The 25,702-nt window shown below is 70.3% G+C and carries 32 protein-coding genes and 1 tRNA gene; 14 read left to right on the forward strand and 19 right to left on the reverse strand.

Going from position 1 to position 25,702, the window contains the following annotated elements:
• Positions 1 to 23: 23 nt before the first annotated feature.
• The 4 genes from AC3DEV_RS01260 to AC3DEV_RS01275 all read right to left on the reverse strand — a co-directional run bounded on the left by AC3DEV_RS01260 (position 24) and on the right by AC3DEV_RS01275 (position 3,645).
• On the reverse strand, positions 24 to 491 hold the full coding sequence (locus AC3DEV_RS01260; protein ID WP_488371047.1) for a LuxR C-terminal-related transcriptional regulator: 468 nt from the start codon (positions 489 to 491) through the stop codon (positions 24 to 26).
• Positions 488 to 1,765: a type II toxin-antitoxin system HipA family toxin gene (locus AC3DEV_RS01265; protein WP_488371048.1), complete on the reverse strand. Its 1,278-nt coding sequence runs from the start codon at positions 1,763 to 1,765 to the stop codon at positions 488 to 490. The genes AC3DEV_RS01260 and AC3DEV_RS01265 overlap by 4 nt, the downstream gene beginning before the upstream one ends.
• A complete protein-coding gene (locus AC3DEV_RS01270) occupies positions 1,734 to 2,168 on the reverse strand; it encodes a helix-turn-helix domain-containing protein (protein WP_488371049.1) in 435 nt (144 codons plus the stop codon). Before AC3DEV_RS01270 ends, AC3DEV_RS01265 begins: the two co-directional genes overlap by 32 nt.
• A gap of 859 nt (positions 2,169 to 3,027) precedes the next feature.
• Positions 3,028 to 3,645: a LuxR C-terminal-related transcriptional regulator gene (locus AC3DEV_RS01275; protein ID WP_488371050.1), complete on the reverse strand. Its 618-nt coding sequence runs from the start codon at positions 3,643 to 3,645 to the stop codon at positions 3,028 to 3,030.
• 127 nt (positions 3,646 to 3,772) lie between these two features.
• On the opposite strand from AC3DEV_RS01275, the gene AC3DEV_RS01280 reads away from it, so the two are divergent.
• Complete coding sequence (locus AC3DEV_RS01280; protein ID WP_488371051.1) at positions 3,773 to 4,051, forward strand: WhiB family transcriptional regulator; 279 nt, start codon at positions 3,773 to 3,775, stop codon at positions 4,049 to 4,051.
• 124 nt (positions 4,052 to 4,175) lie between these two features.
• The gene (locus AC3DEV_RS01285; protein ID WP_488371231.1) at positions 4,176 to 4,655 is read left to right on the forward strand and encodes a cupin domain-containing protein; all 480 of its coding nucleotides are present in this window, start codon (positions 4,176 to 4,178) and stop codon (positions 4,653 to 4,655) included.
• 35 nt (positions 4,656 to 4,690) lie between these two features.
• Here AC3DEV_RS01285 and AC3DEV_RS01290 read toward each other — a convergent pair whose 3' ends face one another.
• The gene (locus AC3DEV_RS01290) at positions 4,691 to 5,134 is read right to left on the reverse strand and encodes a hypothetical protein (RefSeq protein WP_396444204.1); all 444 of its coding nucleotides are present in this window, start codon (positions 5,132 to 5,134) and stop codon (positions 4,691 to 4,693) included.
• 112 nt (positions 5,135 to 5,246) lie between these two features.
• On the opposite strand from AC3DEV_RS01290, the gene AC3DEV_RS01295 reads away from it, so the two are divergent.
• The 3 genes from AC3DEV_RS01295 (at position 5,247) to AC3DEV_RS01305 (ending at position 8,988) form a co-directional block, all read left to right on the forward strand.
• Complete coding sequence (locus AC3DEV_RS01295; RefSeq protein WP_488371052.1) at positions 5,247 to 7,787, forward strand: helix-turn-helix transcriptional regulator; 2,541 nt, start codon at positions 5,247 to 5,249, stop codon at positions 7,785 to 7,787.
• Positions 7,788 to 7,823: 36 nt separating this feature from the next.
• A complete protein-coding gene (locus tag AC3DEV_RS01300) occupies positions 7,824 to 8,510 on the forward strand; it encodes a hypothetical protein (RefSeq protein WP_488371053.1) in 687 nt (228 codons plus the stop codon).
• 73 nt (positions 8,511 to 8,583) lie between these two features.
• The gene (locus tag AC3DEV_RS01305) at positions 8,584 to 8,988 is read left to right on the forward strand and encodes an excalibur calcium-binding domain-containing protein (protein ID WP_488371054.1); all 405 of its coding nucleotides are present in this window, start codon (positions 8,584 to 8,586) and stop codon (positions 8,986 to 8,988) included.
• A 46-nt stretch (positions 8,989 to 9,034) separates the two neighbouring features.
• Here the strand turns inward: AC3DEV_RS01305 and AC3DEV_RS01310 are convergent, their stop codons facing one another.
• On the reverse strand, positions 9,035 to 10,078 hold the full coding sequence (locus AC3DEV_RS01310; protein WP_488371055.1) for an alcohol dehydrogenase catalytic domain-containing protein: 1,044 nt from the start codon (positions 10,076 to 10,078) through the stop codon (positions 9,035 to 9,037).
• Positions 10,079 to 10,251: 173 nt separating this feature from the next.
• A complete protein-coding gene (locus tag AC3DEV_RS01315; protein WP_317468881.1) occupies positions 10,252 to 10,794 on the reverse strand; it encodes a Dps family protein in 543 nt (180 codons plus the stop codon).
• Positions 10,795 to 11,066: 272 nt separating this feature from the next.
• Between AC3DEV_RS01315 and AC3DEV_RS01320 the strand changes: the two genes are divergently transcribed.
• Positions 11,067 to 11,837 carry a hypothetical protein gene (locus tag AC3DEV_RS01320; protein ID WP_488371056.1) on the forward strand — a complete coding sequence of 257 codons (771 nt, stop codon included), beginning with the start codon at positions 11,067 to 11,069 and terminating at the stop codon, positions 11,835 to 11,837.
• A gap of 57 nt (positions 11,838 to 11,894) precedes the next feature.
• On the opposite strand, the gene AC3DEV_RS01325 is transcribed toward AC3DEV_RS01320, so the two are convergent.
• The 8 genes from AC3DEV_RS01325 to AC3DEV_RS01360 form a co-directional block, all read right to left on the reverse strand.
• Positions 11,895 to 12,140: a DUF6480 family protein gene (locus AC3DEV_RS01325; RefSeq protein ID WP_185950781.1), complete on the reverse strand. Its 246-nt coding sequence runs from the start codon at positions 12,138 to 12,140 to the stop codon at positions 11,895 to 11,897.
• Between the two features lie 47 nt (positions 12,141 to 12,187).
• A complete protein-coding gene (locus AC3DEV_RS01330; RefSeq protein ID WP_488371057.1) occupies positions 12,188 to 13,306 on the reverse strand; it encodes an FAD-dependent oxidoreductase in 1,119 nt (372 codons plus the stop codon).
• 30 nt (positions 13,307 to 13,336) lie between these two features.
• A complete protein-coding gene (locus tag AC3DEV_RS01335) occupies positions 13,337 to 14,221 on the reverse strand; it encodes a DUF1295 domain-containing protein (protein ID WP_488371058.1) in 885 nt (294 codons plus the stop codon).
• A gap of 66 nt (positions 14,222 to 14,287) precedes the next feature.
• A tRNA-Gly gene (locus tag AC3DEV_RS01340) sits at positions 14,288 to 14,360 on the reverse strand.
• Between the two features lie 115 nt (positions 14,361 to 14,475).
• On the reverse strand, positions 14,476 to 14,784 hold the full coding sequence (locus AC3DEV_RS01345; RefSeq protein ID WP_488371059.1) for a DUF4287 domain-containing protein: 309 nt from the start codon (positions 14,782 to 14,784) through the stop codon (positions 14,476 to 14,478).
• A 51-nt stretch (positions 14,785 to 14,835) separates the two neighbouring features.
• Positions 14,836 to 15,396 carry a dihydrofolate reductase family protein gene (locus tag AC3DEV_RS01350; protein ID WP_488371060.1) on the reverse strand — a complete coding sequence of 187 codons (561 nt, stop codon included), beginning with the start codon at positions 15,394 to 15,396 and terminating at the stop codon, positions 14,836 to 14,838.
• A gap of 122 nt (positions 15,397 to 15,518) precedes the next feature.
• A complete protein-coding gene (locus AC3DEV_RS01355) occupies positions 15,519 to 16,496 on the reverse strand; it encodes an RNA polymerase subunit sigma-70 (RefSeq protein WP_488371061.1) in 978 nt (325 codons plus the stop codon).
• Between the two features lie 76 nt (positions 16,497 to 16,572).
• Positions 16,573 to 16,932, reverse strand: coding sequence for an Rv2640c family ArsR-like transcriptional regulator (locus AC3DEV_RS01360; protein WP_317468868.1), 360 nt, complete (start codon positions 16,930 to 16,932; stop codon positions 16,573 to 16,575).
• Positions 16,933 to 17,030: 98 nt separating this feature from the next.
• Between AC3DEV_RS01360 and AC3DEV_RS01365 the strand changes: the two genes are divergently transcribed.
• Entirely contained in the window at positions 17,031 to 17,486 is a 456-nt protein-coding gene (locus tag AC3DEV_RS01365) for an ArsI/CadI family heavy metal resistance metalloenzyme (RefSeq protein WP_488371062.1), read from the forward strand.
• 22 nt (positions 17,487 to 17,508) lie between these two features.
• Here AC3DEV_RS01365 and AC3DEV_RS01370 read toward each other — a convergent pair whose 3' ends face one another.
• Positions 17,509 to 18,297, reverse strand: coding sequence for an SDR family NAD(P)-dependent oxidoreductase (locus AC3DEV_RS01370; protein ID WP_067716105.1), 789 nt, complete (start codon positions 18,295 to 18,297; stop codon positions 17,509 to 17,511).
• Between the two features lie 194 nt (positions 18,298 to 18,491).
• Here AC3DEV_RS01370 and AC3DEV_RS01375 point away from each other — a divergent pair, with 194 nt between their 5' ends.
• Positions 18,492 to 18,902, forward strand: a complete 411-nt coding sequence (locus AC3DEV_RS01375) for a YciI family protein (RefSeq protein ID WP_067716108.1) — start codon at positions 18,492 to 18,494, stop codon at positions 18,900 to 18,902.
• Positions 18,903 to 19,056: 154 nt separating this feature from the next.
• On the opposite strand, the gene AC3DEV_RS01380 is transcribed toward AC3DEV_RS01375, so the two are convergent.
• Complete coding sequence (locus AC3DEV_RS01380) at positions 19,057 to 19,809, reverse strand: DUF559 domain-containing protein (protein WP_488371063.1); 753 nt, start codon at positions 19,807 to 19,809, stop codon at positions 19,057 to 19,059.
• A 400-nt stretch (positions 19,810 to 20,209) separates the two neighbouring features.
• On the opposite strand from AC3DEV_RS01380, the gene AC3DEV_RS01385 reads away from it, so the two are divergent.
• From AC3DEV_RS01385 to AC3DEV_RS01405, 5 genes are all read left to right on the forward strand, one after another.
• Positions 20,210 to 20,500, forward strand: coding sequence for a DUF3072 domain-containing protein (locus AC3DEV_RS01385; protein ID WP_488371064.1), 291 nt, complete (start codon positions 20,210 to 20,212; stop codon positions 20,498 to 20,500).
• A gap of 13 nt (positions 20,501 to 20,513) precedes the next feature.
• The gene (locus AC3DEV_RS01390) at positions 20,514 to 21,761 is read left to right on the forward strand and encodes an RNA polymerase sigma factor (RefSeq protein WP_488371065.1); all 1,248 of its coding nucleotides are present in this window, start codon (positions 20,514 to 20,516) and stop codon (positions 21,759 to 21,761) included.
• A 106-nt stretch (positions 21,762 to 21,867) separates the two neighbouring features.
• Positions 21,868 to 22,509 (forward strand): hypothetical protein, encoded by a 642-nt coding sequence (locus AC3DEV_RS01395; RefSeq protein WP_488371066.1) that lies wholly within the window; start codon positions 21,868 to 21,870, stop codon positions 22,507 to 22,509.
• Between the two features lie 13 nt (positions 22,510 to 22,522).
• A complete protein-coding gene (locus tag AC3DEV_RS01400) occupies positions 22,523 to 23,092 on the forward strand; it encodes a dihydrofolate reductase family protein (protein WP_488371232.1) in 570 nt (189 codons plus the stop codon).
• Positions 23,093 to 23,149: 57 nt separating this feature from the next.
• Complete coding sequence (locus tag AC3DEV_RS01405; RefSeq protein WP_488371067.1) at positions 23,150 to 23,575, forward strand: organic hydroperoxide resistance protein; 426 nt, start codon at positions 23,150 to 23,152, stop codon at positions 23,573 to 23,575.
• A gap of 49 nt (positions 23,576 to 23,624) precedes the next feature.
• On the opposite strand, the gene AC3DEV_RS01410 is transcribed toward AC3DEV_RS01405, so the two are convergent.
• Complete coding sequence (locus tag AC3DEV_RS01410; protein ID WP_488371068.1) at positions 23,625 to 24,095, reverse strand: hypothetical protein; 471 nt, start codon at positions 24,093 to 24,095, stop codon at positions 23,625 to 23,627.
• Between the two features lie 387 nt (positions 24,096 to 24,482).
• On the opposite strand from AC3DEV_RS01410, the gene AC3DEV_RS01415 reads away from it, so the two are divergent.
• Positions 24,483 to 24,902 (forward strand): cupin domain-containing protein, encoded by a 420-nt coding sequence (locus AC3DEV_RS01415; protein WP_488371069.1) that lies wholly within the window; start codon positions 24,483 to 24,485, stop codon positions 24,900 to 24,902.
• 24 nt (positions 24,903 to 24,926) lie between these two features.
• Here AC3DEV_RS01415 and AC3DEV_RS01420 read toward each other — a convergent pair whose 3' ends face one another.
• Complete coding sequence (locus tag AC3DEV_RS01420) at positions 24,927 to 25,682, reverse strand: SDR family NAD(P)-dependent oxidoreductase (protein WP_488371070.1); 756 nt, start codon at positions 25,680 to 25,682, stop codon at positions 24,927 to 24,929.
• Positions 25,683 to 25,702 lie beyond the last annotated feature (20 nt).

Raw genomic sequence — 25,702 nt, forward strand, 5'->3', positions numbered from 1 at the left:
CGTCCCCAGGGACGTAGCGAGGCCTACCGGTCGGGCTTGAGGCCGTTCTCGATGCCCCACGCGACAGCCTGCGCGCGCGTGGTCACGCCCATCTTCCGGTAGGCCGAACGCACGTAGGTCTTGACCGTGTTGAGCGAGAGGTAGCTCTGCTCGGCGATCTGGTCGTTGGACAGGCCCTGCACGATCAGGCTGATCACCTCCGCCTCACGGGGCGAGAGGCCGGCCTCCTTGGCGGGCCACTTGTCGGGACCCATGATCGGCAGGCCCGATCCCGTGAGGGTGACGCGGTTCCCGGCGGCGATCTGCTCGATGCCGCTCACCAGCTCGGGAGCGGTCAGGGACTTGGACAGGAACCCGTGGGCGCCCGCCTCGAGACTGTCGCGCACCGCGGCCGGGTCCGAGGTGAACGAGTAGACGGCGGCCGCCGCGATGGTCGGATCCTCCAGGAGCGTCTCGAGGCGGTTGTCGTTGCCGCCACCCGGAGAGCTCACCCGAACCAGGCGAGAACCCGCCGACACTGAGCTTCGACTTCGGCCAGGAGCGTGCCGGCCAACCGGTGTTCGTCGTCCGTGCGCGGGGCATGTAGCTCGATGGCGGACCGGAGCGCCCCGGGCAGCTCGTCAGCGTCAAGGTAGAGCTGCGCGGTGACGACACTCGGGTCGAGGTCGTTGGTTTCCGCGAAGGTGAGCCAGTGGCGGAGGGTGATCTCGTCGTAGCCGTACCGACTACCGATCTTCATGGCGAGTCTGCGCTGACTTCGTCCCGGCGAGTAGGGGTAGATCGACGCGATGTCGTAGAGCGGTGCGAGCCGGGGTGGCGCGTCCTCGGCGTGGAGAATCGCGTAGTTCTTGGCATGGGCGTCTGTTGCGCCGAGGAGAAAGCTGATCGCGAGGGCTCGAACGAAAAGCCAGATGTCCTCTTCGAGGCGGAGCGACCGCAGCAAGGCGATGATATCGCCGGGGGTGGGGCCTCCGTCGGCCTGATACTTCTGCGCCGGATGAACGGCTAGCGCTTGGCAGAGGTCCTCCTGGTGCACGCGGGTCACGGACCCGTCCGCGGCGACGTAGCGGTCCCACCGGCGGCTGACGACAGCGGGAGTGCCGGCGAAATCGACGTAGTCCGTGGTGGCGGTTGGCACGCCGAGGAGTCGGACCGCTTCCAGGCACAGGACTTCGTTGTACGCCTGGCAGTGGAGATCAGTAACGCCGGGCTTGATGATGTGCGAAGTGGGGATCGCGCCGGTCGCCTGGTGCCACTGGCCTTCTCGCCGGTGGAGCGCGACCTTCTCCTGAGCTCCCGCGAGCGACCAGTGCTCGCCGCGAGCCTGCCAGGAAGGTTGTCTGCTCGTGATGAGCTCCTGGAGTCTCTGGCCGATGTCGGAGTCGGACATCGGTACGAGGGCGCCTTCGTCGAGCTCGTCCATCGCGTCGGGGCGGAGGAACTGAACAGCGCCAGCGCAGTCGCGACCGACGGCAGCGAGAAGGGTAAACGTGTTGCCGGCGACGGCACCGTAACGGCGGGCGATCTCGACCCGCGCGCCCTGATTGTCGGGCAACAATCCGTCGAGGAAGGGCTCGACCCGCTCGGGGTCCCAGGGCTGACGGCGTCTGGGCATGGACAGCGAGAGATTCCGTTCGGGGCCGTCGAGATCGTAGGAGAACCAGTGCTTGCCGTGACGGTCCTCCGTCAATGTCCCCAGTCGCTGGCCTGACAGTAGGACGGCGAGCTCCTTGTCAGTCATTGGACGATCGCCGGTCGAGGTCATCTGCAATGGCGCGGGCACGGTGGGATTCCCGGATGGCGCGAGCGGCCGCAAGCGCTCCCTCGTTGAGCGGAGCCGCGTTTGCAGCGGGGAGTGCTTCGACATCGACCGCTTCGGGTTCTTCTGGCGGGCGCCGTGGGCGATGGGCTGTGTGGAGTACGAGGGGATCTGAGTCAGGAACGGTGTACGACAGCCGAATCGTGATGCCCAGGACGTCCATCATCGCCAGCACCTTGCTCAGTGACGCGTTGGGAGTGCGCCCGCTCTCGAAAAGGCTGACCCATGATCGATTGAGGCGGGCTGCCGCCGCGAGATCAGCCTGATTCATCCCCGCAGCGAGTCGGGCGTCCCTGACCGACGTCGCGATGTCGGCAAGGGTCCGGGCCCGAGTGGCGAACGCTGCCATGATGCTCCCATGTTCGGTGTATCGAACAGATCATATTCGTTCGATATAGCTAACACAAGCGGAATTGTTCGGTAAGGCGAACACCCATGGAGTGATGGCGGGTCTGCGGTCGAATCGGCTGGCTTCCCCTGGGTCTCGAGAAAACCCACGATGACGTGGCCGAACTCCATGGGTGAGTCGTTGCCCAGCGGCTTGTAGGCGGGGCGCATACGGTGATGCGCGTGCAACGGGCAGGTGGACTACTGCGACATGGAGGTGCGTCGAACGAACCCGGGCCCGATATGGCGGTTCACCGACTATCTGAACTTCGTCCCCCGGTAGCTCGCGGAAGGCCATCCACACCCGAGCACTGTGGGGCTGCTGCCAGGTGCGGGAGGCTGACGACCTCCCGGACTGTGCCGGCCCGGTCAGGGTTGTTGACACGCGACGTGCGAACTCTCCTGAGCGATGGCGGACTCAGCGAGCTATGCACCTCGTGATTGTGCCCCGGCCGGCGGTCTCGGTGGTCACAGCGCTGTCGACCTCGAGAACCCGGAACGCGCCTTGTTCGAGGAGCTCCTCCAGGCCGCGCGTCGGCCAGATCAGCCAGGGCAACTGTTCCAGCGGCGGCTGGGCGGAACCGGCCGCTCGGGCCCGGGGTCGGGTTCGGGTAGGTCGAAGAGGCCGGGCTCGACATCGTGCATGGCAGGTGAGCCTACTTCTTCGGCACGGGGTGGGCATGAAGGTCCTGCACCAGCGAATGGATCCGTCCCGTCACTTGTGAGATAGACGGCTCTCGCGCCGAACCCGGCGTCTGCGCCGGTGGGGCGGGCAGGTGACGTCGTCGTCGTCGTTCTTGTCGTCGCCCTCGCAGCCACGGTTACCGGTCGGGCTTGAGGCCGTTCTCGATGCCCCACGCAACAGCCTGCGCCCGCGTGGTCACGTTCATCTTCCGGTACGCCGAACGCACGTAGGTCTTGACCGTATTGAGCGAGAGGTAGCACTGCTCGGCGATCTGCTCATTGGACAGCCCCTGCACTATCAGGCTGACTACCTCCGCCTCACGGGGTGAGAGGCCGGCCTCCTTGGCGGGCCACTTGTCGGGACCCATGAACGGCGGGCCCGTTCCCGTGAGGGTGACGCGCTCGCCGGCGGCGATCTGCTCGATGCCGCTGACCAGCTCGGGAGCGGTCAGGGACTTGGACAGGAACCCGTGGGCGCCCGCGTCGAGGCTGTCGCGGACCGCGGCGGGGTCCGAGGTGAACGAATAGACGGCGACCGCCGCGATGGTCGGATCCTGCAGGAGCGTCTCGAGGCGGTCGTCCTTGCCCAGGGACGAGGCGAAGGAGTCGTACAGGGCCACGTCCACGGTGGCCGATCCGCTGGAGACCATCTCCTTCTCCACCATCTCGATCCGATCGGAGTAGGGGGCCAGGAAGGCGTTCACCCCGGCGACGACGACGAGGTAGTCATTGACCACTGTGACCCTGATCGGCATGGGCAGAGCCTAGCAACGGACGACAATCGGCTGCGCTAGCGCTTACACCCCTAAGGGTGAGGCGGGCCCGGGTGGTCCCGGGAGACACTTCGTCGTTGATCTTCCGCCTTCCGCGACAGGAGTACGAGTGCCACGGTTCAGGAATCTGACACCCACATCGGAGTACTGGGCATGGAGGGACGACGGAGCGTGCGTCGGGGACCCCGACCTCTTCTACAGCGCCGAGGACGAGCCCAAGGGTGTGCGTCGTCGCAAGGAAGAAGCGGCCAAGGCGATCTGCGCCGCCTGCCCGGTGCTCGAGACCTGCCGGCAGTTCGCGATCGAGGCGGGCGAGCTCTACGGCGTCTGGGGCGGGATGACTGAACTCGACCGGCACAAGCTCGCCGGGCGGCAGCGGACGGGGTAGAGCTCGAGGGCCGGCAGTCCCCAACCGCCTTTCGTGATCGTTCCTTCACCCGGGGCTCGGTGTGCGTTAGCGTGGAGCCGAGCCTGTGAGTCGAGACCGTCCGAGCGGACGCGGGGGAGTGACCATGACGCGCCCATCGATCCGAGGCGGCGTCGCACTCGCCGTCGCAGTACCCGTGCTGGCGACGGCCGCGTGCAGCCCGCAATCGACCGCGCCTCCTGTAGTGAAGCGGGATACCATCCGCGCCCTTGACATCGTCGAAGGCCGGCAGGACGAACCCATCGAGTTGGCCGTGGACGGCGGCGCCGACGGGGTGAAGGTGACGCATCGCAGGATCACTCTCGCGCCCGGGGTCGGCACCGGCCCGCATTGCCACCACGGGCAACTCGTCGTGGTGGTGGAGCAGGGCGAGCTCACCCACTACGCCGACGCCCACCCCGGCGGCGTCCACGTCTACCGCGCCGGCGATTCGGTCGTCGAAGACTCTCGGTACGTGCACGAGACCGTCAATGAGGGGTCAGAGGACCTGGTAGTGATGGTCACGCACTTCACCCCGGAGGGAATGTCGACGGAGGAGACGGATCTCGTGAAATGTGAGCAGTAGGCAGCCGGTGTGACCAGCGGCCCTCGTTGCCCGGGTTACGCGTAGACCGGCGCCCACGCCGGGTCGGGGGACCGGACCTCGAGGTACGCGGTGGCGGAATCGGTGTACGCCAGGACGAACGCCACCAGGTGGGCCCCGAGCAGCACCCACGCCGACCACAGGGTGATGTCCCAGAGCGCGGTGACCAGCGTGAGGCCCGCCGCGATCGTCAGCAGCGCCCGCGCCCACCGCTCGCCGTCGCGCAGTTTCACCGCCGACACCACCTGCAGGGCTATCGCCGACACCACGCCCATCGCGATGAGAGCGCCGATCCATGCGACCCCCGGGGCGGTGGTCGACGCGTCCTCGGTGCCGCCGAGCGGCACGACGAACGCGAGCAGGTCGGTCGCCGCCAGCACGCCTGTGATGGTGAGCGTGCTGAACAGGCCGCAGAACAGCCAGATCCACGACGCGGCGGTGACGGTCGACGGGCGGGTCATGCGGTTACCTCCCCACGAGAACGGAACAGATTGCCTATAGCGTGTACCGCCGCAGACAGGTGTCGATAGAGTGCGTCACACCTGATTTTTCCGGCGCAGCGAGGAGGGTCCCGTGCCCGCGTGGAACACGTCCCGTGCGGCGGTGCGGTCCGACACCGTGGCACGCGCGACCGCGCGATGCGCCGACACGCGGCGCGGCGTGCTCGTGGTGGGGCCTCCGGGCGCAGGCGCCAGCCGGTGCGCGGCCGACATCGCCGCAGGCCTTCGCGCCGCCGCGGTCCCTGTGGTGGTGTGGGACGACCTGGATCGCCTGAGTGCGCCGCCCCGCAAGGTCCCCGATGGTGCGGTCCTGGTGGCATCGGCAAGGGTGGGCGCGGCACTGCCCCCTGGATACGACGACGAGGTGAGCGTCCGCACCACCCGGCTGCCGCTGCGTCCGCTCACGCGCGGCGAATCGGAGAAGGTGGTCTCGGCGGCCGTCGGGATGCCCGTCTCGGCGCGGCTGGTCGAGGCGCTGTGGGCGTGCTCGCACGGCAATCTCACGGCGCTGCGCGCCACCTACGACGACCTGGCCGCCCGCAAGCTGACCCGCCGCACCCGCGATCGGCTGGAGTTGGTCGAGGATCCCGCGACCGCGATCGCGGGCGTGGCCGTCGACCCGCACCTGTGGATCGACCCCCGCTCGGCCGCCGCGGACCTCGGCCCCCTCACCACCGCGGCCCTCGCCCGACGTGTCCCGCTCGACGACCTTGTTCGGCTGCACGATGCCGACGTGGTGAGCGACCTCCTCTCCCGCGGGATGCTGCTCGAGCGGCACGAGGGCGGCATCGAGGTGCTGTCGGTGCAGCCGCCGGTCCTGGCCAGGACGCTGCGGGCCGGCGCCGATCACCGGCGGCGCCGCGAGGTCTACGACGCCGTCCTCGATCGCGCCGGTGAACGAGCGGGACACCATGAGGGGGACGGCGCAGGTGCGGGTGTAGGCGCGGGTGACCGTGCCGGTGACGGGACACGCGACGGCGTCGCCGGCCTGCCAGCCCTGTTCCAACCGGATCCGCGGATCGTGGCCTGGGCGCTGACCAACGCCCGTCCGATGGCCGCCGGCTGCGTGCTGGCCGCGGCCCGCGCCGCGCTCGACAGCCACGACTACCGTACCGGGGTGGAGATCCACGACGCCACCGATCGCGCGGGGCTCGCCCTCGCGCCGCTGCAGCAGGCCGAGCTGTCGCTGATCGCGGGCTCGTGCCTGCGGTTGCTCGACCGGCTGCCCGAGGCCGCCGCGATGCTCGACCGGTCGCTGACCTGTCTGCGGGGCGATCTCGGCGGGCCCGAGTTCACCCGGGTGCTGATCGAGAACGTCACGGCCCGCGCGGACCTCGCGCACTACCGCGACCGCGGCCCCGAGCAGTCGCTGCCGCTGATCGCCTCAGCGCATCAGTGGCTCCCCGCCGGCCACCCGGGGCACGCGGTGCTCGACGCGCTGGCCGTGGTGCACCTGAGCTACTCGGGCCGTTACCGCGAGGCGGCCCGCGCCTACGGCGAGCTCACCGCTGATCTTCCGGCCGAGTGGGCGCGCCGCCTGGAGCCGATCCACGCCCTCGCGCTGGACGCCATGGGGCAGTCCGATGCGGCCCTGGCGGTCATCCGGCGCGTGGCCCGCCGGTCCCGCTCGATGGGCAACCAGACGTGGGCGTCGGAGGAGTTCCTGGCGGCGCTGGTGTCGGTGACGCTGCACGGCTTCGGGATCACTGCGCTGCTCACCGAGTTGGCGCCGGTCGTCGCCGTGGAGCAGGACGATTCCGTGCGCGTCGATCACGGCGTGCGACGGGTGGTCGACGCCGAGATCTCACTGGCCGCCGGTGACCTGCCGGCCGCGATCAGTGCGGCGTCCGACGCGGTGGCGATCGTCGAGGTGGACGGTCCCGAGGATTTCCTGTCCCGTGCGCTGTCGTTGTACGCGCTGGCCGCCGCGATGTCCGGGCAGGCGGCCACGGCGGAGGAGTACCTGCAGCGGATGCGCGCCATCCCGGGGTACGCCAACTCGCCGGTGGGTCCCGAGATCCGCGGCGTGGAGGCGGGGGTGCTCGTCTGCCTGGGCCGCCCCGACGAGGCGGGCGAGGTCGTCCGGTCGCTGATCGACGAGGGGCTGAACGGTGCCGCCACCCGCGCTGCCCTGGCCGGGGTCCTCACCGCGGACCCGGAGATCTGCCGGGCACTGGCCGAGGTGGACGTCACCGGCGACGTGCCGGTGCTGGTCCGCGACCTGGCGGTGGCGATGTCTGCCCGCAACCCCCGGCTGTTGCTGGACGCGGCCCGCCGGGCCCGGACGTACGGGCTGCACATGGTGGCGGCGGTCGCCGCGGACCGTGCCCGCGACGCAGCGTCGCCGGGATCGAAGTTCCACTCCCAGGCCGAGCGGATGCTCGCGACCACCGAGCTGGGCGGGCCACTGGCCGGCCTCACCCGCGTCGGTGCCCCGACCGTCTCGGTCCCGGCCGGGGTCTCGTTGACGCGCCGCGAATCCCAGATCGCCGACCTGGTCGGCCAGGGGCTGACCAACGCCGAGATCGCCGCCGAACTGCACCTGTCCAAGCGGACGGTCGAGGGGCACCTCAACCGGATCTACACCAAGACGGGCACCCGACTGCGAGGCTGAGACCGCGGGGGGCCGAGTCGGATTCGAGGTGTGCGCGTGCAGCAGTCAGAGAGCGACCGGCAAGCCCCGGGCGATCGGGCGACCTTCTGCGAGGCCCCGGCGGCCTACATCGTGGAGACGTACTTCGTACTCCGGATGGTGATCGCCGGCGCCGCCATCGGCCTGCCCGTGGCTCTTCTGGTGTGGGTGACCCTCGACCCCGATTTTGCGATGATGGACTCGCTCAGCTCCTTCTACTACACCCCGGCCCGCGGGCTTTTCGTCGGAACGCTGGTGGCGATCGGGGTCGCTCTGGTGGCGTACCGCGGCTACACGCGCGGTGAGAACCGGCTGCTCAACGCCGCCGGGACGCTCGCGATCGTCGTCGCCCTGTTCCCGACCGAGGACCCGGTGTTGCCCGGGCTGAACGCGGTGAGCATCACCCACGCGGTGGCGGCCACGTCCTTCTTCGTGCTGGCGGCACTGTCGATCTTCTTCTACGGGCAGGAGACGATCGCCTCCATTCCGAACGCGGAGCTGCAGCGTAGCTATCGCCTGGGCTATCGGATTCTCGTGGTGCTGGTCCTGCTCTTCCCGGCCGTCGCGCTGCTCATCGCCTGGCTGATGGACTCCACCCTGTGGCTGTTCCTGGTCGAGACCGCCGCGCTCTACGCCTTCGCGACGTTCTGGATCGTCAAGACCTACGAACTCTCGCGGTCGCATTCCCGGCGCATGCTCGTGTGATGCGTCCGCGCGAAACGGTCAGCGACGTGAACATGACTCGGTTAATCTGAGCTCACTATTCAACGCCACTCCCATGGCCTTCCCCCTCGAGGTTCTCACCATGATCCGTCGTTCCCTCACCGCTCTCGGCCTGGCGACTCTCGTCGCTCTCGGCGCCGCTCCCTCCGCCGTCGCCGCCGAGATCACCGTCGGTTCGGGGGTCATCGCCGTGCCGGACATCGCGCCGATCGTCGTGCCGGTCCCGATGGGATTCGACGCCGCCGCCCTGCCGCTCCTGCCGTTCCCGCTGGTCTGGGCCCCGCAGATCATTCCCGCGCCGGTCGAGAGTGCGCCCGCGACCACGCCGGCCCGGCGTCTTTCGGGGTGCCGCGAGGCGTGGGACCTCGGAGTGGCCCCTATCCACCGCGGCAGCGAGTACTACGACCCGTCGATGGACGGCGACAACGACGGCATCGCCTGCGAGCGGGACAACCGCTAGGGCCGGCTGGCTCCTTCGGCGGGGTGGGCGTGGTCGCCTCGCGGGGCTACGTGTCGTGCGGCGCGATCACCGCCCGCCCGCTGATCTGGCCGTCGACGAGCTGCTGGTAGGCCTCCAGGGCCCGGTCGAGCGGGTACACGTGGACCTCCGGTGAGATCCTGCCCGCCCGGTACAACTCCACCACCTCGTGGAGGTCCTCGAGCGTGCCCCAGTAGGTGGAGGAGAAGTCGACCTCGTAGGGCAGCTTGAAGACGTTCCAAGCGAAGTCGTCGCCGGCCAGGCCCACCACCGTCAGCGAGCCCTGCTGGGCCACGCAGGCCGCGGCGAGTTCGAGGGTCGGGGCGGCGCCGACGAAGTCGAACACCGCGTTGACGCCGAGCCCGCCGGTGAGCTCCCGGATCTTCTCGGCGGCGCCGTCGGTCGGGACACCGATCGCGCCATCGGCTTCCGCGGCGGCGACCGCGTCGGGCTTGGTGTCGGTGGCGTAGACGGTGGCCCCGGTGAGCGCCTTGATGATCTGCACCCCGACCAGGCCCAGACCACCCAGGCCGATGCACAGCGCGCTCGCTCCGGGCGTGGTCAGGTGGGGCAGCGCGCGTTTGATGGCGTGGTACGGGGTCAGGCCGGCGTCGGCGAGCGGGGCCGCGGCCACGGGGTCGGCGTCGCCGAGGGGGACGAGGTTGCGGGCGCAGGTGGTCATGTATTCGGCCATGCCGCCGTCGCGCCCCAGGCCGGTGGCCAGGTATCCGACCGACGGCACGTCCTGGCAGTAGGTGTCCTGTCCGCGCGAACACGGCTTGCACCGGCCGCAGCCGACCGGGCCGTAGACCAGGTAGGCGTCGCCCTTCGTCAGCCCGGTGACGCCCGGGCCCAGCTCCTCCACCCAGCCCGACACCTCGTGGCCCAGGGTGAACGGCGGGGTGAGAAAGCCCGTGGGGTCGCCGGGGAAGTCGTGGAACAGGCCCACGTCGGAATGGCACGCGCCGGAGCCGGCCACCTTGAGCAGGACCTCGCCGGGACCGGGGGAGGGCCGATCGACGTCCTTGAGTACGGGGAAGGTCTTGAAACCCTCGAACACGACTGCCTTCATGGCTGCGCACCTCGCTGCTTCGCCGGAGGACGCACCGGACGAGTGACGTCCGTCACAAGTATCCCCCGGCTGTCCAGAGGCGCCGGCTGTCCAGGGACGCCAGCGGGCCGGACCCCGGGGAGGGGTCCGGCCCGTCGGCTCGGTGCGCGTCGCGGCTCAGCGCGTGTCCCGGCTCAGGCGGAGGCGTCCCTGGCGGCGGCCTTCTCCGAGGCGTCGTCAGCGGTGGGCAGGCTGCCGGCGGCGTTCTCCAGGTGTGCGCGCACGAACCACTGGAACTTCTCCAGTTCCGCGGTCTGGCCGATGAGGATGTCCTCGGTGACCGGGTCCACGTCGCCGGCCACCGAGATGGCCTTGCGGTGATCGGAGATCATGCCGTCGTAGACCTTGTCGAGCGCGCCGAGGTGCGCCTGCGCGGTGTCCCGTCCGAGGGAGTAGTCATCCCACGAGCGGTGATCGGCGTTCGCGCCCATCGTGCCCACCGGCGAACCGCCCAGCGTGGCGATGCGCTCGGCCAGCACGTCCGCGAAGCCACGGACGAGCTCGACCTGCGGGTCCAGCATCTCGTGCACCGAGATGAAGTTGGGACCCACCACGTTCCAGTGCACGTGCTTGAGCGTGAGGTGCAGGTCGTTGCACGCCGTCAAGCGCTTCTGCAGCGTCTCGGCGAGCGTGGCCGAGTCGGCGGTGGACAGTCCGGGAACAGTGAATTGAGGCATGGCTCGACCGTAGCGGCGGCCTCGGCCGGTCGCGACCGATCGCCGCTTCGCCGGCGTCCGGCGGCCCGGCCGGCGCGGCCCGGCGATCGGCCCAGCGACCGGCCGGGGATAGGCCGCGAGGTTGACACCGTCAAGAACCAAGACAACCGTCCAAAATGTCGGATTCCGACCTGCCATCGGAAGCGCCGACACGTGATGAGCACCAGCTCACCTGCCGGCCACCTCACTCGCATCGAGCGGCCCCGCGGCCCTCGCCTGGAGACAGGATTCACATGACATCACGGACCCTCCGATCCGTCGCCACCGGCGCGGCCGCGCTGCTCGTCGCCTCCGGGCTCGCCGCGGGAACCGGGGTCGGCGTCGCCGGTGCCGAGCCCGTCACCGCAGAGCCCACCGCCACAGAGTGCGCGACCTCGCAGACCGTGACGTTCAACGACGCCTCCACCCTGTGGACCGACTACCACCTCACCAAGGAGGTCGTGGGCGACGGCACCGCCGCCCCCGGCGGGACCGTGACGTTCCGGACCACCGTCAGCGGCGCGGGGGCCCTGGTCGGCCGGATCGACGACTTCCACCCGGCCGGGTTCGAGCTGGTCCGGGCGCGGGAGAGCGTCTGGTACCTGGTCGGCGGCCAGACGTGGTCGACGGTCACCGACGACGTGATCCGCGATTCCGCCACCAACTCCGTCCGCCACTCCGGGGCCGGATGGACTACCGCCGGCAACGCCAAGGCCACCCTCGAGACCACCTACCGCGTGCCCGACGACGCGACCCCCGGCGACGTGCTCAACACCGGCGCCGCCACCACCCTCGTCCTGGCCAGCGGCCGCAAGGTGGCCAACCCCATCAACACCTGCGTCACCATCCGCGAGCCCAACCCCGCCGAAGCCGTCACCGGCAGCCTCGAGGGACTGGGTCTGGGGTCGCTGACCTCCGGCTCGAGCGCGCTGGGCGACATCGGCGCCGACCCCGCCGTGTTCTCCGCCGACCTCATCAACAACATCGACGTCGGGCAGCTGATCGGCGCCGTCGCCGGGAGCTGAGCCCTGGAGCACCGAGGGCCGCGGCAGGATCGGACTCTGCCGCGGCCCTCGTCGTCGTCACCCCAGTCCGAACATCCTCCCGACGAGCCCGAAGACCAGCACCAGCACCACCAGGACGACGATCGCCAGCAGCACCACGATGCCGACCCGCGAGTTCGACTTGGTCGGGCTCTGGCCCGTGCGGGCGCTGTCCGAGGCCAGGGAGGTGGAATCCGAGTCCGGCGTCATGGGACCCACGGGGGAGCCGCCCGCGTCGAGGTCGGGGGAGTCGCTGGGATCCGGATCCGGGGGCGTAGATGTCATAGCCCGTGTGTACACGATTCGCCGCGGGCGCGATCGCCGTGAGCGGGTCACCGCGGCCGGCGCCGCACCCCGCCGTAGATCCCCTGGCGCGTGATGAGGCGCTGGAGCACGACGTCGTTGACCCGCGCCGGCACGCGCACGCCTCGGCCGGTGGGCGTGAACACGATCAGGCCGTCACGGAGCGGGCCGAGCACCGACCCCCATCGGCGCGGCGGCGGGCGGTAGGCGCGTAGCGGGTCGCCGGCGAGATGCGCCCGGATGTTGCGCGCGAGCAGGACGTGTCCGCGGTTGCGGGCGGAGGTGCGCAGCGGGTCGGTGGCCGCGACATCCCCCACGGCGAACACCCCCGGATAGCCGGTGACTTCCAGAGTCGGCTCCACGGCGACGAATCCGCGGTCGTCGAGCATCCCGCCGGGCAGCCACGCGGTGTTGGGGGCGACGAGGCCGATCGCCCAGAGCACCACGTCGGCGTCGGCCGGCGGTTGCCCCGTGGTCCAGGTGACGGGCCCGCCGGTGAGGTGGCGGGTGTCGTGGTCGGGCGGCAGGTCCGCGCGGTGCCCGGGGTGCATGCCCACGCCGAGGCGCTCGAGGCGGGACCGCACGCGCAGCCAGACGCGGTGGTGGTGATGGGGCAGCGCGCGCCCGCCGGGGAAGTAGAGGTCCACGGCCGTGGCCGGCCACCGCTCGGCCACCTGCGCGGCCGCGCTCACCGCCGCCGCGCCGCCGCCGATCACCGCCACCGACCCGGCCGTCGCGAGGCGCTGGTGCGGCGAGGCGAGCTCGGCGTCGACGTCCGCCGCGTCCCGGAGGGTGGGGTGGCGCCAGAAGCCGTTGGTCACCCCGGTGGAGACGACGACGACGTCGTACGGTTCCTCGGACGGGGTGCCGTCCGCGAGGGTGACGCGCACGCACCGCTGCTCGGGGTCCAGGCCGGTCGCGGTGCCGTGCACGATGCGAGTGCGGTCGAGGCCGCGGAACCGGCGGTAGGCGATGCGGTAGTCCCGCCCCCACGCCTCCGGCCGGGCCAGGCGCAGGCCGAGCTCCTGGCCGCTGACGAACTCCGGCGTGGCGGTGATGCCCACGACGTCGGCGTACCCGCGCAGCGCGATGGCGGTGAGGACGCCCGTGTCGCCGAGGCCGACGATCACGACGCGGGGTCGGGTCACAAGCGGGGGCGGGTCATATGCGGCGCCGCGTCATACGCGGGCGGTGGCCTTCCTGGGCGGTCGCGGGAGGAACCGGGACACGCGCTGCACGACATCGTCGTAGGCGGGGCGGCGTTCGAGGCTGCGGCGTTCCATCATCGGGATGCTCACGCCCAGGAACATGGCGAGCATCGCGGCGGCGCCGACGAACACCCACCACGCGCCGGGCCAGGCGGCCAGGCCGAACAGGGCCATCGACAGCCAGATGCCGCACTCGCCGACGTAGTTCGGGTGCCGCGACCACGACCACACCCCGGTCTGCATGACCTGGCCCGGCGTGCGGGTGGCGAGGAAGCGGTGCATCTGCAGGTCGGCGATCGTCTCCAGGGCCAGCGCGGCGATCCCGACGGCGAACGCGACGACGTCCAGCCAGCCGAGCGGCTGCCCGGAGCGCGTGGCCACCACGTAGACGGGGATGAGGCCGGCGAACACCACCAGGGTGGGGAAGACGTGGATTCCCATGAGGTCGGCGACGAGGCCGAACTTCCCGGCCCGCTCGCGGACCAGCGGGTAGCGCCAGTCCTCGTGATGCATCCCGGGGAAGGTGCGGACCCAGTTGGCCGTCAGGCGGATCGCCCACGCCACCAGCACGGCCATCATGAGCCACCAGCGGACGTCGTTCACGCCGGCATCGGCGGCGACCCACCAGTAGAACGCCAGCAGCGGCGGGATGACCGACCAGTAGGCGTCGTAGGTGCTGGAGTTCCCGAAGATGCGGCTGAACCCGAAGATCACCAGCGTCGCGATGAGGTCGGCGATCAACCCGTCCAGCCACAGCTGCCCGGTATCCGGACCCCACGCCAGCCACGCCAAGCCTGCGGCGATGGCGATGACGTACGCGACGGTGATTCGCAGGAGGGACGCGCCTCGACTCATGTCAGGAGGGTAGAGCGGCGCGCGGCTGTTGGTTGAGGAAACAGCGAATGCCATGTGGTTCACGAGAGCGGATGACGAGATTCGAACTCGCGACCCTCACCTTGGCAAGGTGATGCGCTACCAGCTGCGCCACATCCGCATCGCTCCGCAGGCTCGCTCTCGCTCACCGCGTTGCGAAAAAGAACTCTAGACCATGCCTCCGGGCGCCCGTCGGGGAGGTACCCCTCGGGCGCCTGCGGCGGCCGGCGACCCTGTCACGGGCCGGCCGTCCTGTCACCTGTCGGGGTTGGTGGCCGCCCCGTCCAGCCACAGCGTGTCGGAGGCGTCGGAGTGGGAGCCCCCCGCCCCACGTGCTTCGGGTCGATCGTCGGACCCTTGGTGATGACGTGGCCCAGCGCCATCCCGTGTCCACGGCCCAGGTCGTAGTCCTCCTTGAGCCACGCGAGGATCGGACCGGCCTTGGTTCCGGGGCCGAAGCCCTTCTCTGTGGCGGCATGGACCAACTGCCGGGGCGTGAGTCCGGTCTTGGTCTCGATCGTGTCGAGGTAGGCCTGGAATGACATCGGGTTCTCCTTGCTGGTGGGTGATGTGCGTGTGGGTGCTGGGTGGGCCGGTCAGGCGGCCGGGGTGTCCGGGCGGACGGAGTAGGTGGCGACGATGTTGCCCGCCGGTGTCTGGGTGGAGCTCCGCAGTTGCAGGCGCGTGGTGGGGACGGAGTCGTCGAAGAGCCTGCGACCGTCGCCGGTGATCACCGGGTGGATGGTCAGGGTGAGCTCGTCGACGAGGCCGGCCAGGACCAGTCGTCGGGTCGTCTCGATCCCGCCGCCGACGGCGATGTCGCCTCCGGGCTGTCTGCGCAACTGCTCGAGGTACTCCACCGGGTCGCCGGCGACGATCGTGCTGTTCCACGGCAGGTCGCCGGTCAGCGTCGAGGTGAGCACGTGCTTGCGGACCGGGTTGACCCACTGCGCGAACGGGTCGTCGGCGTAGGTGGGCCAGAACCCGGACCATTCCTGCCAGAGCGTGCGGCCCAGCACCAGGTCCGTGGTGGTGGTGGTCATCTGCTGCATGGACTGCATCTCGTCGGGGCCGAACGCGTCGAACTGCCAGCGCTCGGCGTGCTCGGACACGCCGTTGAGCGTGGAGAACATGTGCGCGGTGATCGTGCGGCTCATGATGATCCCTCCTGCGGGGTTTCGGGGGCCGGTCGAGCGGGTGCCCGTGGGCCGGGGGAGTTGCCTTCACAGGAGTAGACGGGACGGGGCGGCGGAAATGATCGGCGCCGCGGGAGTTTTTTCTACGGCAGCTGCGCGGGGAGGCCGAACTCGGCGAAGTGGTGCGCGCCGATGAAGTGGGTGATGGCCGAGATGCGGCCGGCGGCGGAGTCGAGGACGTGGATCGCGAACGGCTCCCAGCGCTGGTCGCCGGCCTGGTGGTAGACCGCGACGGCTGGCCGGCCGTTGGCGGAGGTGACGATCGTGCGCGCGTTCCGGCAGACCTCGCCCGGACCACGCCACCACCGTTCGATCTCCGCCGCTCCGCGCAGCCAGAGTTCGAACGGCGGCATGGTGAACTCGGCGTCGTCGGTGAGCAGGGTGACCAGGCGGTCGACGTCGTAGGCCTCGAACGCCGCGACGTACTGCTCGAGGAGGCGCGCGTCCACGTGGGGGTCGGGGCAAGGCGAGGACGACGACGAGGTGTTCTCCGTCGGGTCGGGGAACGCGGTCTCGTGCTGGGACAGGGTCTTCCGGGCGCGGGCGAGCGCGGAATTGACGGAGGGGAGCGTCATCCCCAGGAGTTCGGCGCACTCCGCGGCCGAGTGATCGAGGACGTCGCGAAGGAGCAGGACGACCCGCTGCCGGGGCGGCAGGTACTGGAGGGCGGCGATGAAGGCGAGCCGGACGGACTCACGCTCGATCGCGGTCGCAGAGGGGTCGATCCCCAGGTGTGCGTCGCTCGCCGGGCCGATCCAGGTGGTCTCGGGCAGGGTGGTCAGCGTCGTGGGGTCGTCGGGCACGCGGCCGGGTCCGGTGAGGTCCGCGGGCAGGGCCCTGCGCTGCGGAGCTCGGGTCATGTCCAGGCAGACGTGGGTGGCGATCGAGTACAGCCACGTGCGCAGGGACGACCGGCCCTGGAACCCGGCGCCGTCCCGGGCCCTCCACGCGCGGAGCATGGTCTCCTGCGTCGCGTCCTCGGCCTCGGCGAAGCAGCCGAAGTAGCGGTAGCAGTAGCCGAGGATCTCGCGCCGGTAGTCCTCTGCCTCGATCGTGTGCACGCAAGACAGTGTCCGCCGAGGCGCGACGGCCGTGGGGTGGTTTGCGCGTCGACTGAGTGGTCAGCCTGCCGGGCGGTCAGCGGCAGCAGTTCGGGTCGAGCACCCCGCGCAGGGCGTCGAGCGACTCTGCGCGGGCCCGGTGGTAGACGTTCATGCCGCGGCGCTGCGAGTCGACCATGCCGGCCTTGCGCAACTGCCCGAGGTGGTAGCTGACGGTGGATTCGGCCAGGTCGACACCCGTGGCGAGGTCGCAGGTGCACACGCCGTCGCCGCTGTCGGTGAGCAGGATCGACACGAGCTTGAGGCGAACCGGGTCGGCGAGGGCCTTGAGGCGCAGCGCCAGTTCGAGGGCAGCGGCATCGCTCATGGGGGCGGCCGACACGGGCTCGCAACAGATGGGTCCGCTGACGTCGATCACCGGGAGCGCTCTGGGCATGAGCCGATCCTAGCGACCCTCTTGACATATATCGAAGAGCGGGAGCATTCTGGCGGGGTCGAACTAATTCGATATACGTCGCACAGGTGGAGGTCACCATGTCCCGCGCTCAACTCGCCCTCAACGTCGACGACCTCGACGAGGCGGTGACGTTCTACTCCAAGCTCTTCGGCGTCCAGCCCGCCAAGCTCAAGCCGGGCTACGCGAACTTCGCGATCGCCGAGCCGCCGCTCAAGCTCGTCCTGCTCGAGAACCCCGGCAAGGGTGGCTCCATCAACCACCTCGGCGTGGAGGTCGAGTCGTCGGAGAAGGTGCACGCCGAGATCGCCCGTCTGACCGACGAGGGTCTGTTCACCGACGAGGAGATCGGCACCACCTGCTGCTTCGCCACCCAGGACAAGGTGTGGGTCACCGGGCCGGCAGGGGAGAAGTGGGAGGTCTACACCGTCCTCGCCGATTCCGAGACCTTCGGCACGAGTCCGCAGCACCTCGTCGACCCGGCCGATTCGACCCGTTCCGAGGAGGCCGAGACCGCGGAGACGTCCTGCTGCTGAAGGCCCTCGTCGTCGTCGTTCCTCAGTCCACCGACGGCGCCCACTGCACACCGTTGATGTGCGCGCCACCGTCGACAAACAGGGTGTTGCCGGTGAGGTAGCGGCTGGCGTCTCCCGCGAGGAACGCCGCCACCGGGCCGATGTCGGCGAGCGGGTCGCCGACGCGGCCCATCGGGTTGGCCGCCGCCATGCCCGCCGCCATCTCCGGATCGGCCTCCGCCACCCGCCGATAGGCCTCGCTCTGCGCGCCGGGGCAGATCACGTTGCAGCACACCTGACGCGGCGCCCACTCCCGGGCGGCCGTGCGGGTGAGGGTCCGCAGCGCTTCCTTGGCCGCGTTGTACTGCACCGAGTACATGTGCGCGTTGACGCCGTTGAGCGAGCACAGGTTGATGACCCGGCCGGTGCCACGCTTCTCCAGCTCCGGCAGGGCCGCCTGCATCGCCCAGAACGCGGCCATCACGGCCATGTCGAAGCCCGCGCGCAGCTTCTCGTCGGTCATGTTCTCCAGTCGGGCGAACCCCGATCCCCGCCAGGCGTTGTTGACCAGGATGTCCAGGCGGCCGAAGCGGTCGGTGGCGGCGTCCACCATGGCCAGGACCTGCTCCTTGTCGGTGACATCGGTGCGCACGAACTCGGCTTGCGCACCCCACTCGTCCCGCAGCCACTGCGCGGTGTCCGTGCCGGCGGCCTCGTTGATCTCGGCCACCACCACCGACGCGCCCTCGCGGGCCAGCGCCCCGGCGATCCCCCGGCCGATGCCCATCCCGGCACCGGTCACCACGGCCACCCGTCCATCCAGAGTTCCCATGCCCATCCTTAAGTCGGTTTCTTAAATTGATTACTGGAACAAGTTCTACTAGAAACTCTGCGCCCGGCGCGGCGGATCGGCGACGGCTCGGGCCATGGCGGTGGGCGGCGGCCCCGATGTCGAGAACCCGCGACCTGTTCCGTCTCCCCGGTGAAGCGACCACACTGGGTCGCACAGCACGAGGAGGTTCTGTCATGGCCAAGTACCTGATGCTCAAGCACTATCGCGGCTCCGCACCCGAGGAGCCCACCTATCCGCCGCTGGGCGAATGGGACCCCGACGACGTCGCCGCCCACTTCCAGTACATGGAGGACTTCGCGGACCGGTTGCGGGACTCCGGGGAGTACGTGGACTCCCACGCACTGTCGGAGTCGGGGACGTGGGTGCGGTACGACGGCGAGGGCCGCCCGCCGCTGACCGACGGCCCCTTCGCCGAGACCAAGGACCTGATCGCCGGCTGGATGATCATCGATGTGGCCGACTATGACCGGGCCCTGGCGCTCGCGTCCGAGCTGTCCGCGGCGCCGGGCCCGGGCGGCGAACCGATCCGCGAGTGGCTCGAACTGCGGCCCCTGCTCACCGCTCCCACGGAGATCGAGGACTGACCGCGGCCGGTCCGCCTCAGTCGGCCCCGCGCCCAGCGCCGGCCGAGTGGTCGATTGTGTTCGCGAAGTCCCTGATCGCCTCCGGGAAAAGCGTGCAGAAGTGACCACTCGCTGCGGGCGCCGGGTGGGGTGACGGGCGCGGGCCGGCCGGCGGTCAGCGCAGCGCAGCCCGGAGGTGGGCGGCGAGTTCACCAGGCCGGCGGTAGAGAAGCGTCGCCGTAACTGGGATGACGGTCCAGCCGGCCGCACGCAGCCGGTTCCATCGCCGCACATCATCAGCGTGCTGGGACGCGTTCCGATGTCCGGCACCGTCGTACTCCACCGCGACCTTGTGTTCCGGGAAGGCGAAGTCCAGACGGTACGGCAGACCCGGGACCCGGTACTGGACACGGAACCCGGTCAGCCCTAGGCCGATCATGAACAGCCGAAGCCGTGTCTCCATCGGCGATTCGGTCATCGGCTCCACCAGCGCGCACCGCTCGAGAGCGGTCTGGCTCCCGCGACGGTTCGGGTACCGGGCGAGCAGGTCTGGGAGGGATCGCTTGACGTCGACCCCCCGCCCCATCCGGGATGCGCCGTCAAGCGCGACGATCGCCTCGGTCCGGTCGAGAAAGCGGGCCAGGTCGAAGAGTGCCCATTCAGCGCTCGCGAGGCGTAGCGGAGTGCCGTCGACGCCCAGGATGGTCTCGATCTGCTCGTCTGGTATTTCGTAGCGGCGCGCGGTTATCCCGGCTCTGCGCACCCGTCTGCTGCCGACCGCCAACTCGACATGGAATTCGCGGGGAAGCCATGGATGGCCGTGGATCGCCGCGGCCAGCCACCCCGTCGCCACCGCGCCCGGGCAGGCTACTGTCGCCGCCGCCAGACGAGTGATCGGAGTGATGTGAGCGCCTTCGGGTTCCCACACGCCGTGGTGAGCCTGCCGGTAGCCCTGTGTGGCGCGATGTGTCCCGTGGATCGCCCGGAGATCGCCTCGGCGCCTCGGCCCGGGTGGCGGTTGCTTCCGCCCGCTGGTGGGAGATGTCATGCCAGGAACTCTGGTGCAAGGGCCGGCGCCTTCCGGCGTGTCAGCGCTCCGAAACCGGTCCGTTTGTGGAAACCCGGGGGCCTGTGGACAACTTCTGCTGGGCTCGTCTTCCCTGGGAGCTGCCCGGACTCGTGGGCGCACGCACGAGTGGTCGATTCTGATCACGTTTCCGCAGGTCGCCTTGACCAGAATTGCACATTTGTGACCACTCGCGCCGAATGGAGCCCGGCCCCTGCGCTGGCCGGTGGTTCGACCGGGAGCGCGGGCGTACCGTGCGGGCATGACCAACCCGGACATGACCGACCCCACGCCGAACCCGAACCAGGACCACGCAGAGGAGACCCTCGGTTCGCCCGTCCCCGAAGGCCGGACCGCCGACGGCAGCTCGGTGCAGCGTGACCCCGACGACTGGGTCACCGGCGACGAGCCCATGACGGAGGCGCAGAAGAGCTACCTCGACACCCTCGCCCGCGAGGCCGGCGAGGAACTCCCGGCGACGCTGACCAAGGCCGAGGCCTCCGAGCACATCGACCGCCTGCAGAAGAACAGCCCGCGCACCGGCCACGCCTAGACGCACCGGTGCCATGACCGCCCCCGACCTCCGGACGCTGACGCCGCAGGTCATCGGCATCCTCATCCGCCGCGGCGCCGACTTCGCCACGGCCGAGGACGCCGTCCAGGAGGCGCTCATCGAGGCGCTGCGCGTCTGGCCTGACGACCCACCGCGTGACCCCCGCGCCTGGCTGACCGCCGTGGCCTGGCGCAGATTCCTCGACATCGTCCGTTCCGAGGGCGCCCGCCGGCGTCGTGAGCAGCGGGCGGCGGAGGATCAGGGGCCGGGCTCGTCGTCGCTGTCGTCGTCGCCTCCGGACCCCGGTGACCTGACCACGGCCCCGGGGCCCGCGACGGCACCCACCGACGACACCCTCTGGCTCTACTTCCTGTGCGCCCACCCGTCGCTGCCGATGCCGTCGGCGATCGCGCTGACCCTCCGCGCGGTGGGTGGGCTGACCACCCGCCAGATCGCGCGGGCGTTCCTCGTGCCCGAGGCGACCATGGCGCAGCGCATCAGCCGCGCCAAACGCACCCTCGCCGGCGAGCGCCTCGACCGGCCCGGCGAGGTGGCCACCGTGCTGCGGGTGCTGTACCTGGTGTTCAACGAGGGCTACACCGGCGAGGTCGACCTGGCCGCCGAGGCCCTGCGCCTGACCCGGCAGCTGTCGGCGGCCATCGACCACCCCGAGGTGCGGGGCCTGCTCGCGTTGATGCTGCTGCACCACGCGCGCCGCGCCGCGCGGTTCAGGAGCGGCGGGGCCGGCCGTGACAGCAACGACGACGGCGACGACGGCGACGACGACGAGCTGATCCCCCTCGCCGAGCAGGACCGCACCCGATGGGACGCGCGAGCGATCGCGGAAGGCGTCGCGATCCTGCAGGCAGCGCTCGCACGCGACCAGATGGGGGAGTACCAGGCGCAGGCCGCGATCGCCGCTCTGCACGCCGACGCCGCGAGCACCGCCGAGACCGACTGGGCTCAGATCGTCGAGTGGTACGACGAGTTGCTCGCCCTGCGCGACAACCCCGTGGCGCGGCTCGGGCGGGCCGTCGCGGTGGGCCACGCCGTCGGCCCGCACGCCGGCCTCGCGGCGCTGGTCGATCTCCCGGAGTCGCTGCCCCGGCGCACCGCCGCGCAGGCGTACCTCCACGAACTGGCGGGGGACACCGGCGAGGCCGCCGGGCTGTACGGCCGCGCCGCCACCGAGGCGACGTCCGCGGCCGAGCGTCGTTACCTGGGCCGCAAGGCCGCCGAGCTGGGGCGGGCGGAGTCCTGAGAGTCGTACCGGCGGCCACGTTTCCAGCATGTTTCGAGTCGGCCCGGCCCCTCGCTGCGGGCGACTGCGCGGTCTAAAATTCGCTGGAGAAGGCGAGGTGCCCGCGATGACTCTTCAGAACCGGATGGCGTCACGGAGGTCGGTGTCCGAGGACACCGCGGAGCGTGCCCTGCGGGACCTCGACGACCGGCACTTCACCGAGGTCATGCTGCGGGAGTTGAGGCGGCGCAGGACGTTCGCCAGGGTGGCCGACCAGGTCGACGGAGCCCTCCGGGCAGCGCGCTTCCCGATAGGGGATCCGTTCCGTCCGCCCGCCGACCCCGCCGCGGCTGCCCGTCGGGCGATGATCGCCTCCGCAGTACACAGCGCCGTGCTGCAGGTGCCCCACGCCTGCTCCACCGAGGCATGCGAGATCCTCATCGAGCGCGGCGTGGTCCCCGCGTCCACACCCGCGGATGCGCTGAGGACCTTCGCGAGGGACGGCCGGCTCATCGTGCTCCGCGGCGACCGACGCTGGGTCTACCCGCGGTTCCAGCTCGACCACTTCGACCCGCGCGACCCGGACAACATCGTCGCCGTGATCAACCGGATGCTCGACGCCGGCCACTACCCCGAGGCTGCCACCGCGTGGTGGACAGCGCCGGCCGACGCACTGGCGGACCGCCGCTCACCCATGGGGTTGCTCGGACAGGACCACGCCACCCTGCGGGAACTCGCAGCGGTATACGCGGTCGCGGCTGAGCTCTGAGATCGGTGACGTGATGGGCGTCGTCGCGTGGGGCTTCACCTGTTCGATCGATGGGTTCATCGCCGGGCCGGGGCACGACATGAGCTGGATGGAGGCCGCCGAGCCGCTCGCCGAGGGCACCGTCGAGCGCATGGCCGCCGACGTGGCGGTGATCATCGCCGGCCGGGACGGGTACGACGCGGCCCGCGCCCAGCGTGACGAGCGAGACGACCTCACCAGCGAGGCGTACGGAGGGGCGTGGTCCGGAACCGAGTTCATCCTCACCCACCGGCCCGAGGAACTGGCGGACGACCCGAGTGTGGTGGCTCTGGACTGCCACATCACCGAGGCGATCAGCCGAGCGCAGGAGATCGCCGGGGACCGGAACATCCAGATCATCAGCGCCGACATCGCCCGGCAGGCGCTCGAACACGACCTCATCGACGAACTGCAGGTGTTCGTGGCGCCGGTGTTCCTGGGCGACGGGATCCGCATCTTCGACGTGCCCGGAGGCAGGCGGACCGACTGGGAACTCATGGAGATCCACTCCGACAGCCCCCGCAGCTTCGGCCGGGTGTACCGACCCGCAGGGAGAGCCGAGTAGCCGCCGGGGGCGTACGTTGGGCCACACCTGCACGACCCCGACCGAGGAGATCTCTGAATGTCCGATGCGCTCTACACCGTCGAAGCCCTCTCCACCGGCGGAGGCCGGGACGGGCACGTCGCCACCGCCGACAAGGCCGTGGACCTGGAGATGGCCCCGCCGAAGGAACTCGGCGGCTCGGGCGAGGGAAACAACCCCGAGCAGCTGTTCGCCGCCGGGTTCGCCGCCTGCTTCCACTCCGCCCTGCAGAGCGCGGCGCGGGCGGAGAAGGTCACGATCGACGGCTCGTCCGTGGGCGCGCGGGTGTCACTGGTGCGCTCGGGCGAGGAGAGCATCGACATCGCGGTGGACCTCGAGGTCATCATCCCCGGTGTCGAGGCCGAGAAGGCCGACGAGCTCGCGAAGCTGGCCCACGAGATGTGCCCGTACTCCCGGGCCACGCGGGGCAACATCGAGGTCACCGTCTCGGTCGGCGAGGACTGAGGCCCGGCTCCGACAGTGCGCTGCTCGGGGCGTGAATTAGGCGAACGGGCTACGAGAGCGTGCGATCCGTCAGCCACCAGGTCACGGCGCGGTTCACCGGCTCGCGCGTGGACCCGTCGCCCAGGCGGGGCACGTCGAACCACACCCGTAGAGGCGGCCCACCGATCACGGGCACGTCCGCGAACTGCAGGGAACGCTGCCCCGACGAGAAGTCCCACCTGTTGACCGTCGAGCACGAGATGACAGGCACGAAACCCGTCGCACAGATCACCTCGGCGCGCGGCTCGAGCGGAGTCAGGACCCTCGTCCCCGGGATCGCCGGATTCCAGAACGCCGGGTCCTCCGGCCCGAGCACGTCGCTGACGACCTGCGGCATCCCGCGGGGTATCGGAAGCGCCGGGGCGGGAAGTCCCGCCGCGTCCGGGTCGGCGGCAGCGGTGGCGGTGCCGAGCGCGCCCACCGCGCCGGCCAGGGCGACCGCGAGGCCGAGACGACGACACGCGAAATGGGGCAGGGGCACGGCAACTCCTGGGTGGGTGAGAGAGGCCCCACGCTAGCAGCGGGGTCGCGCGACCGGTTCCGCCTTCCGCGACGCGGCGGCGCTTCGAGGAGGGGCTTTCGTCGTCGTCGACGTCGTTCAGGCCTCGCCTACAGGCCGTCGCGATCGACGTCCGATGAGCCCCGACCACTGCAGGAGAACGATGATGGCCGGACTCGGGGCCCGTTCGCTGATAACATTCAGCCAGCCGACCGGAGCCCCCTTCGGTCCGAGCAGACTCAGGGATCAGTAGGTATGCCCCACAGACTGGCCAGATCCGTCATCGCCCCACTCACCGGTGTCTGCGTCTTGGCCACCGCCGCGTGCAGTCCCGACGACCCGACGGCGGAGTCGCCCGAGGTGAGGACCGTGAACCCGACCGAGCCGCTCCCGCCCGCCTCGACGATCGCGGGGTCGCAGCCCTTCCTGGCCGTCGACATCGTGCAGGGCCGACAGGCCCGACCCGTCGACCTGCAGGTGGACGGCGGCGAGGACGGCGTCTCGGTGACCTTCCGCGAGATCACGATCGAGCCGGGGGCGAGCACCGGCGAACACTGTCACTACGGATCCCTGATCGCCGTCGTCAAGCAGGGCGAACTCACGCACTACTCCGATCGCCACCCCGACGGCCCCCGCATCTACCGCGTCGGGGACTCGAACATCGAGGAAGCGGGCTCGATCTACGAGAGCCGGAACCACGGGACGGAGGACGTGGTTCTGATGGCGACCTACGTCACACCGGTCGGGCAGGAGCTCCTCGAGACGGACCTGACCAAGTGTGAGGCCTGAGCGACCTGCTCGTCAGCTGAACGGTCAGCGAGGGAGCTGCCCGTCGTCGATCTTGATGACGGTGCCGGTGACCGCCTCCGACGCGTCGGACACCAGGTAGAGCAGCGTCGAATCGATCTGCTCGGGCTGGCCGAGGCGCTGACGCGGGAGCCCGGGCGCGATGTCGCCCACGCGGGCGAGCATGCCGTCGGTCATCTCCGAGGCGAAGACTCCCGGGGCGATCGCATTGACGTTGATGAACTTGCGCGACCACTCCACGGCCAGGGCCTCCGTCATCCGACTGACCGCGGCCTTGGTGGTGGAGTAGAGGGCTGCTCCGTTGCCGTCGTACTGGTAGGCGCTCATCGACGTGATGTTGACGATCCGCCCCGGCACCCCGGCCTCGATCAGGCGGCGGGCGACGCCGGTCGCCATGAGCCACGGGCCGCGGACATTGGTGTCCAGCACGGCGTCCACCAGCTCCAACGACATCTTGTGCGCACGCTGCGCGTCCGGGATGCCGGCGTTGTTGACGAGGATCTGCGGGAGGCCGATCTGCTCGGTGACTCCGGTGAGGCAGTCCTCGATCGAGGCGGGATCGGTGACGTCGAGCCGGACGCCGTGTGCCTTGCCGCCGCTCCGGCCGATGGATTCGACGACCTCCCGGATCCGATCGGTGCGCCGCCCGGTGACGACGACAGTCGCGCCCGCGCCTGCGAGTACATGCGCGAACCTTGCGCCGAGTCCGGCGGTCGATCCGGTGACGATCGCGACGCGACCCGTGAGGTCATCAGCAGTCATGGTGGGGTCCTATCGGTTGT

The organism is Dietzia sp. IBK-p2-15D (genome assembly GCF_057773105.1).

Excerpts from the sequence above, each read along its gene's own strand:
- AC3DEV_RS01320 (WP_488371056.1), top strand. The coding sequence starts at position 11,067 with ATGACATCACGGACCCTCCGATCCGTCGCCACCGGCGCGGCCGCGCTG.
- AC3DEV_RS01270 (WP_488371049.1), bottom strand. The coding sequence starts at position 2,168 with ATGGCAGCGTTCGCCACTCGGGCCCGGACCCTTGCCGACATCGCGACG.
- AC3DEV_RS01285 (WP_488371231.1), top strand. The coding sequence starts at position 4,176 with ATGACGCGCCCATCGATCCGAGGCGGCGTCGCACTCGCCGTCGCAGTA.
- AC3DEV_RS01310 (WP_488371055.1), bottom strand. The coding sequence starts at position 10,078 with ATGAAGGCAGTCGTGTTCGAGGGTTTCAAGACCTTCCCCGTACTCAAG.
- AC3DEV_RS01275 (WP_488371050.1), bottom strand. The coding sequence starts at position 3,645 with ATGCCGATCAGGGTCACAGTGGTCAATGACTACCTCGTCGTCGTCGCC.
- AC3DEV_RS01370 (WP_067716105.1), bottom strand. The coding sequence starts at position 18,297 with ATGGGAACTCTGGATGGACGGGTGGCCGTGGTGACCGGTGCCGGGATG.
- AC3DEV_RS01290 (WP_396444204.1), bottom strand. The coding sequence starts at position 5,134 with ATGACCCGCCCGTCGACCGTCACCGCCGCGTCGTGGATCTGGCTGTTC.
- AC3DEV_RS01265 (WP_488371048.1), bottom strand. The coding sequence starts at position 1,765 with ATGACCTCGACCGGCGATCGTCCAATGACTGACAAGGAGCTCGCCGTC.
- AC3DEV_RS01365 (WP_488371062.1), top strand. The coding sequence starts at position 17,031 with ATGTCCCGCGCTCAACTCGCCCTCAACGTCGACGACCTCGACGAGGCG.
- AC3DEV_RS01315 (WP_317468881.1), bottom strand. The coding sequence starts at position 10,794 with ATGCCTCAATTCACTGTTCCCGGACTGTCCACCGCCGACTCGGCCACG.
- AC3DEV_RS01400 (WP_488371232.1), top strand. The coding sequence starts at position 22,523 with ATGGGCGTCGTCGCGTGGGGCTTCACCTGTTCGATCGATGGGTTCATC.
- AC3DEV_RS01345 (WP_488371059.1), bottom strand. The coding sequence starts at position 14,784 with ATGTCATTCCAGGCCTACCTCGACACGATCGAGACCAAGACCGGACTC.
- AC3DEV_RS01350 (WP_488371060.1), bottom strand. The coding sequence starts at position 15,396 with ATGAGCCGCACGATCACCGCGCACATGTTCTCCACGCTCAACGGCGTG.
- AC3DEV_RS01360 (WP_317468868.1), bottom strand. The coding sequence starts at position 16,932 with ATGCCCAGAGCGCTCCCGGTGATCGACGTCAGCGGACCCATCTGTTGC.
- AC3DEV_RS01420 (WP_488371070.1), bottom strand. The coding sequence starts at position 25,682 with ATGACTGCTGATGACCTCACGGGTCGCGTCGCGATCGTCACCGGATCG.
- AC3DEV_RS01405 (WP_488371067.1), top strand. The coding sequence starts at position 23,150 with ATGTCCGATGCGCTCTACACCGTCGAAGCCCTCTCCACCGGCGGAGGC.
- AC3DEV_RS01395 (WP_488371066.1), top strand. The coding sequence starts at position 21,868 with ATGACTCTTCAGAACCGGATGGCGTCACGGAGGTCGGTGTCCGAGGAC.
- AC3DEV_RS01375 (WP_067716108.1), top strand. The coding sequence starts at position 18,492 with ATGGCCAAGTACCTGATGCTCAAGCACTATCGCGGCTCCGCACCCGAG.
- AC3DEV_RS01305 (WP_488371054.1), top strand. The coding sequence starts at position 8,584 with ATGGCCTTCCCCCTCGAGGTTCTCACCATGATCCGTCGTTCCCTCACC.
- AC3DEV_RS01335 (WP_488371058.1), bottom strand. The coding sequence starts at position 14,221 with ATGAGTCGAGGCGCGTCCCTCCTGCGAATCACCGTCGCGTACGTCATC.
- AC3DEV_RS01385 (WP_488371064.1), top strand. The coding sequence starts at position 20,210 with ATGACCAACCCGGACATGACCGACCCCACGCCGAACCCGAACCAGGAC.
- AC3DEV_RS01390 (WP_488371065.1), top strand. The coding sequence starts at position 20,514 with ATGACCGCCCCCGACCTCCGGACGCTGACGCCGCAGGTCATCGGCATC.
- AC3DEV_RS01325 (WP_185950781.1), bottom strand. The coding sequence starts at position 12,140 with ATGACATCTACGCCCCCGGATCCGGATCCCAGCGACTCCCCCGACCTC.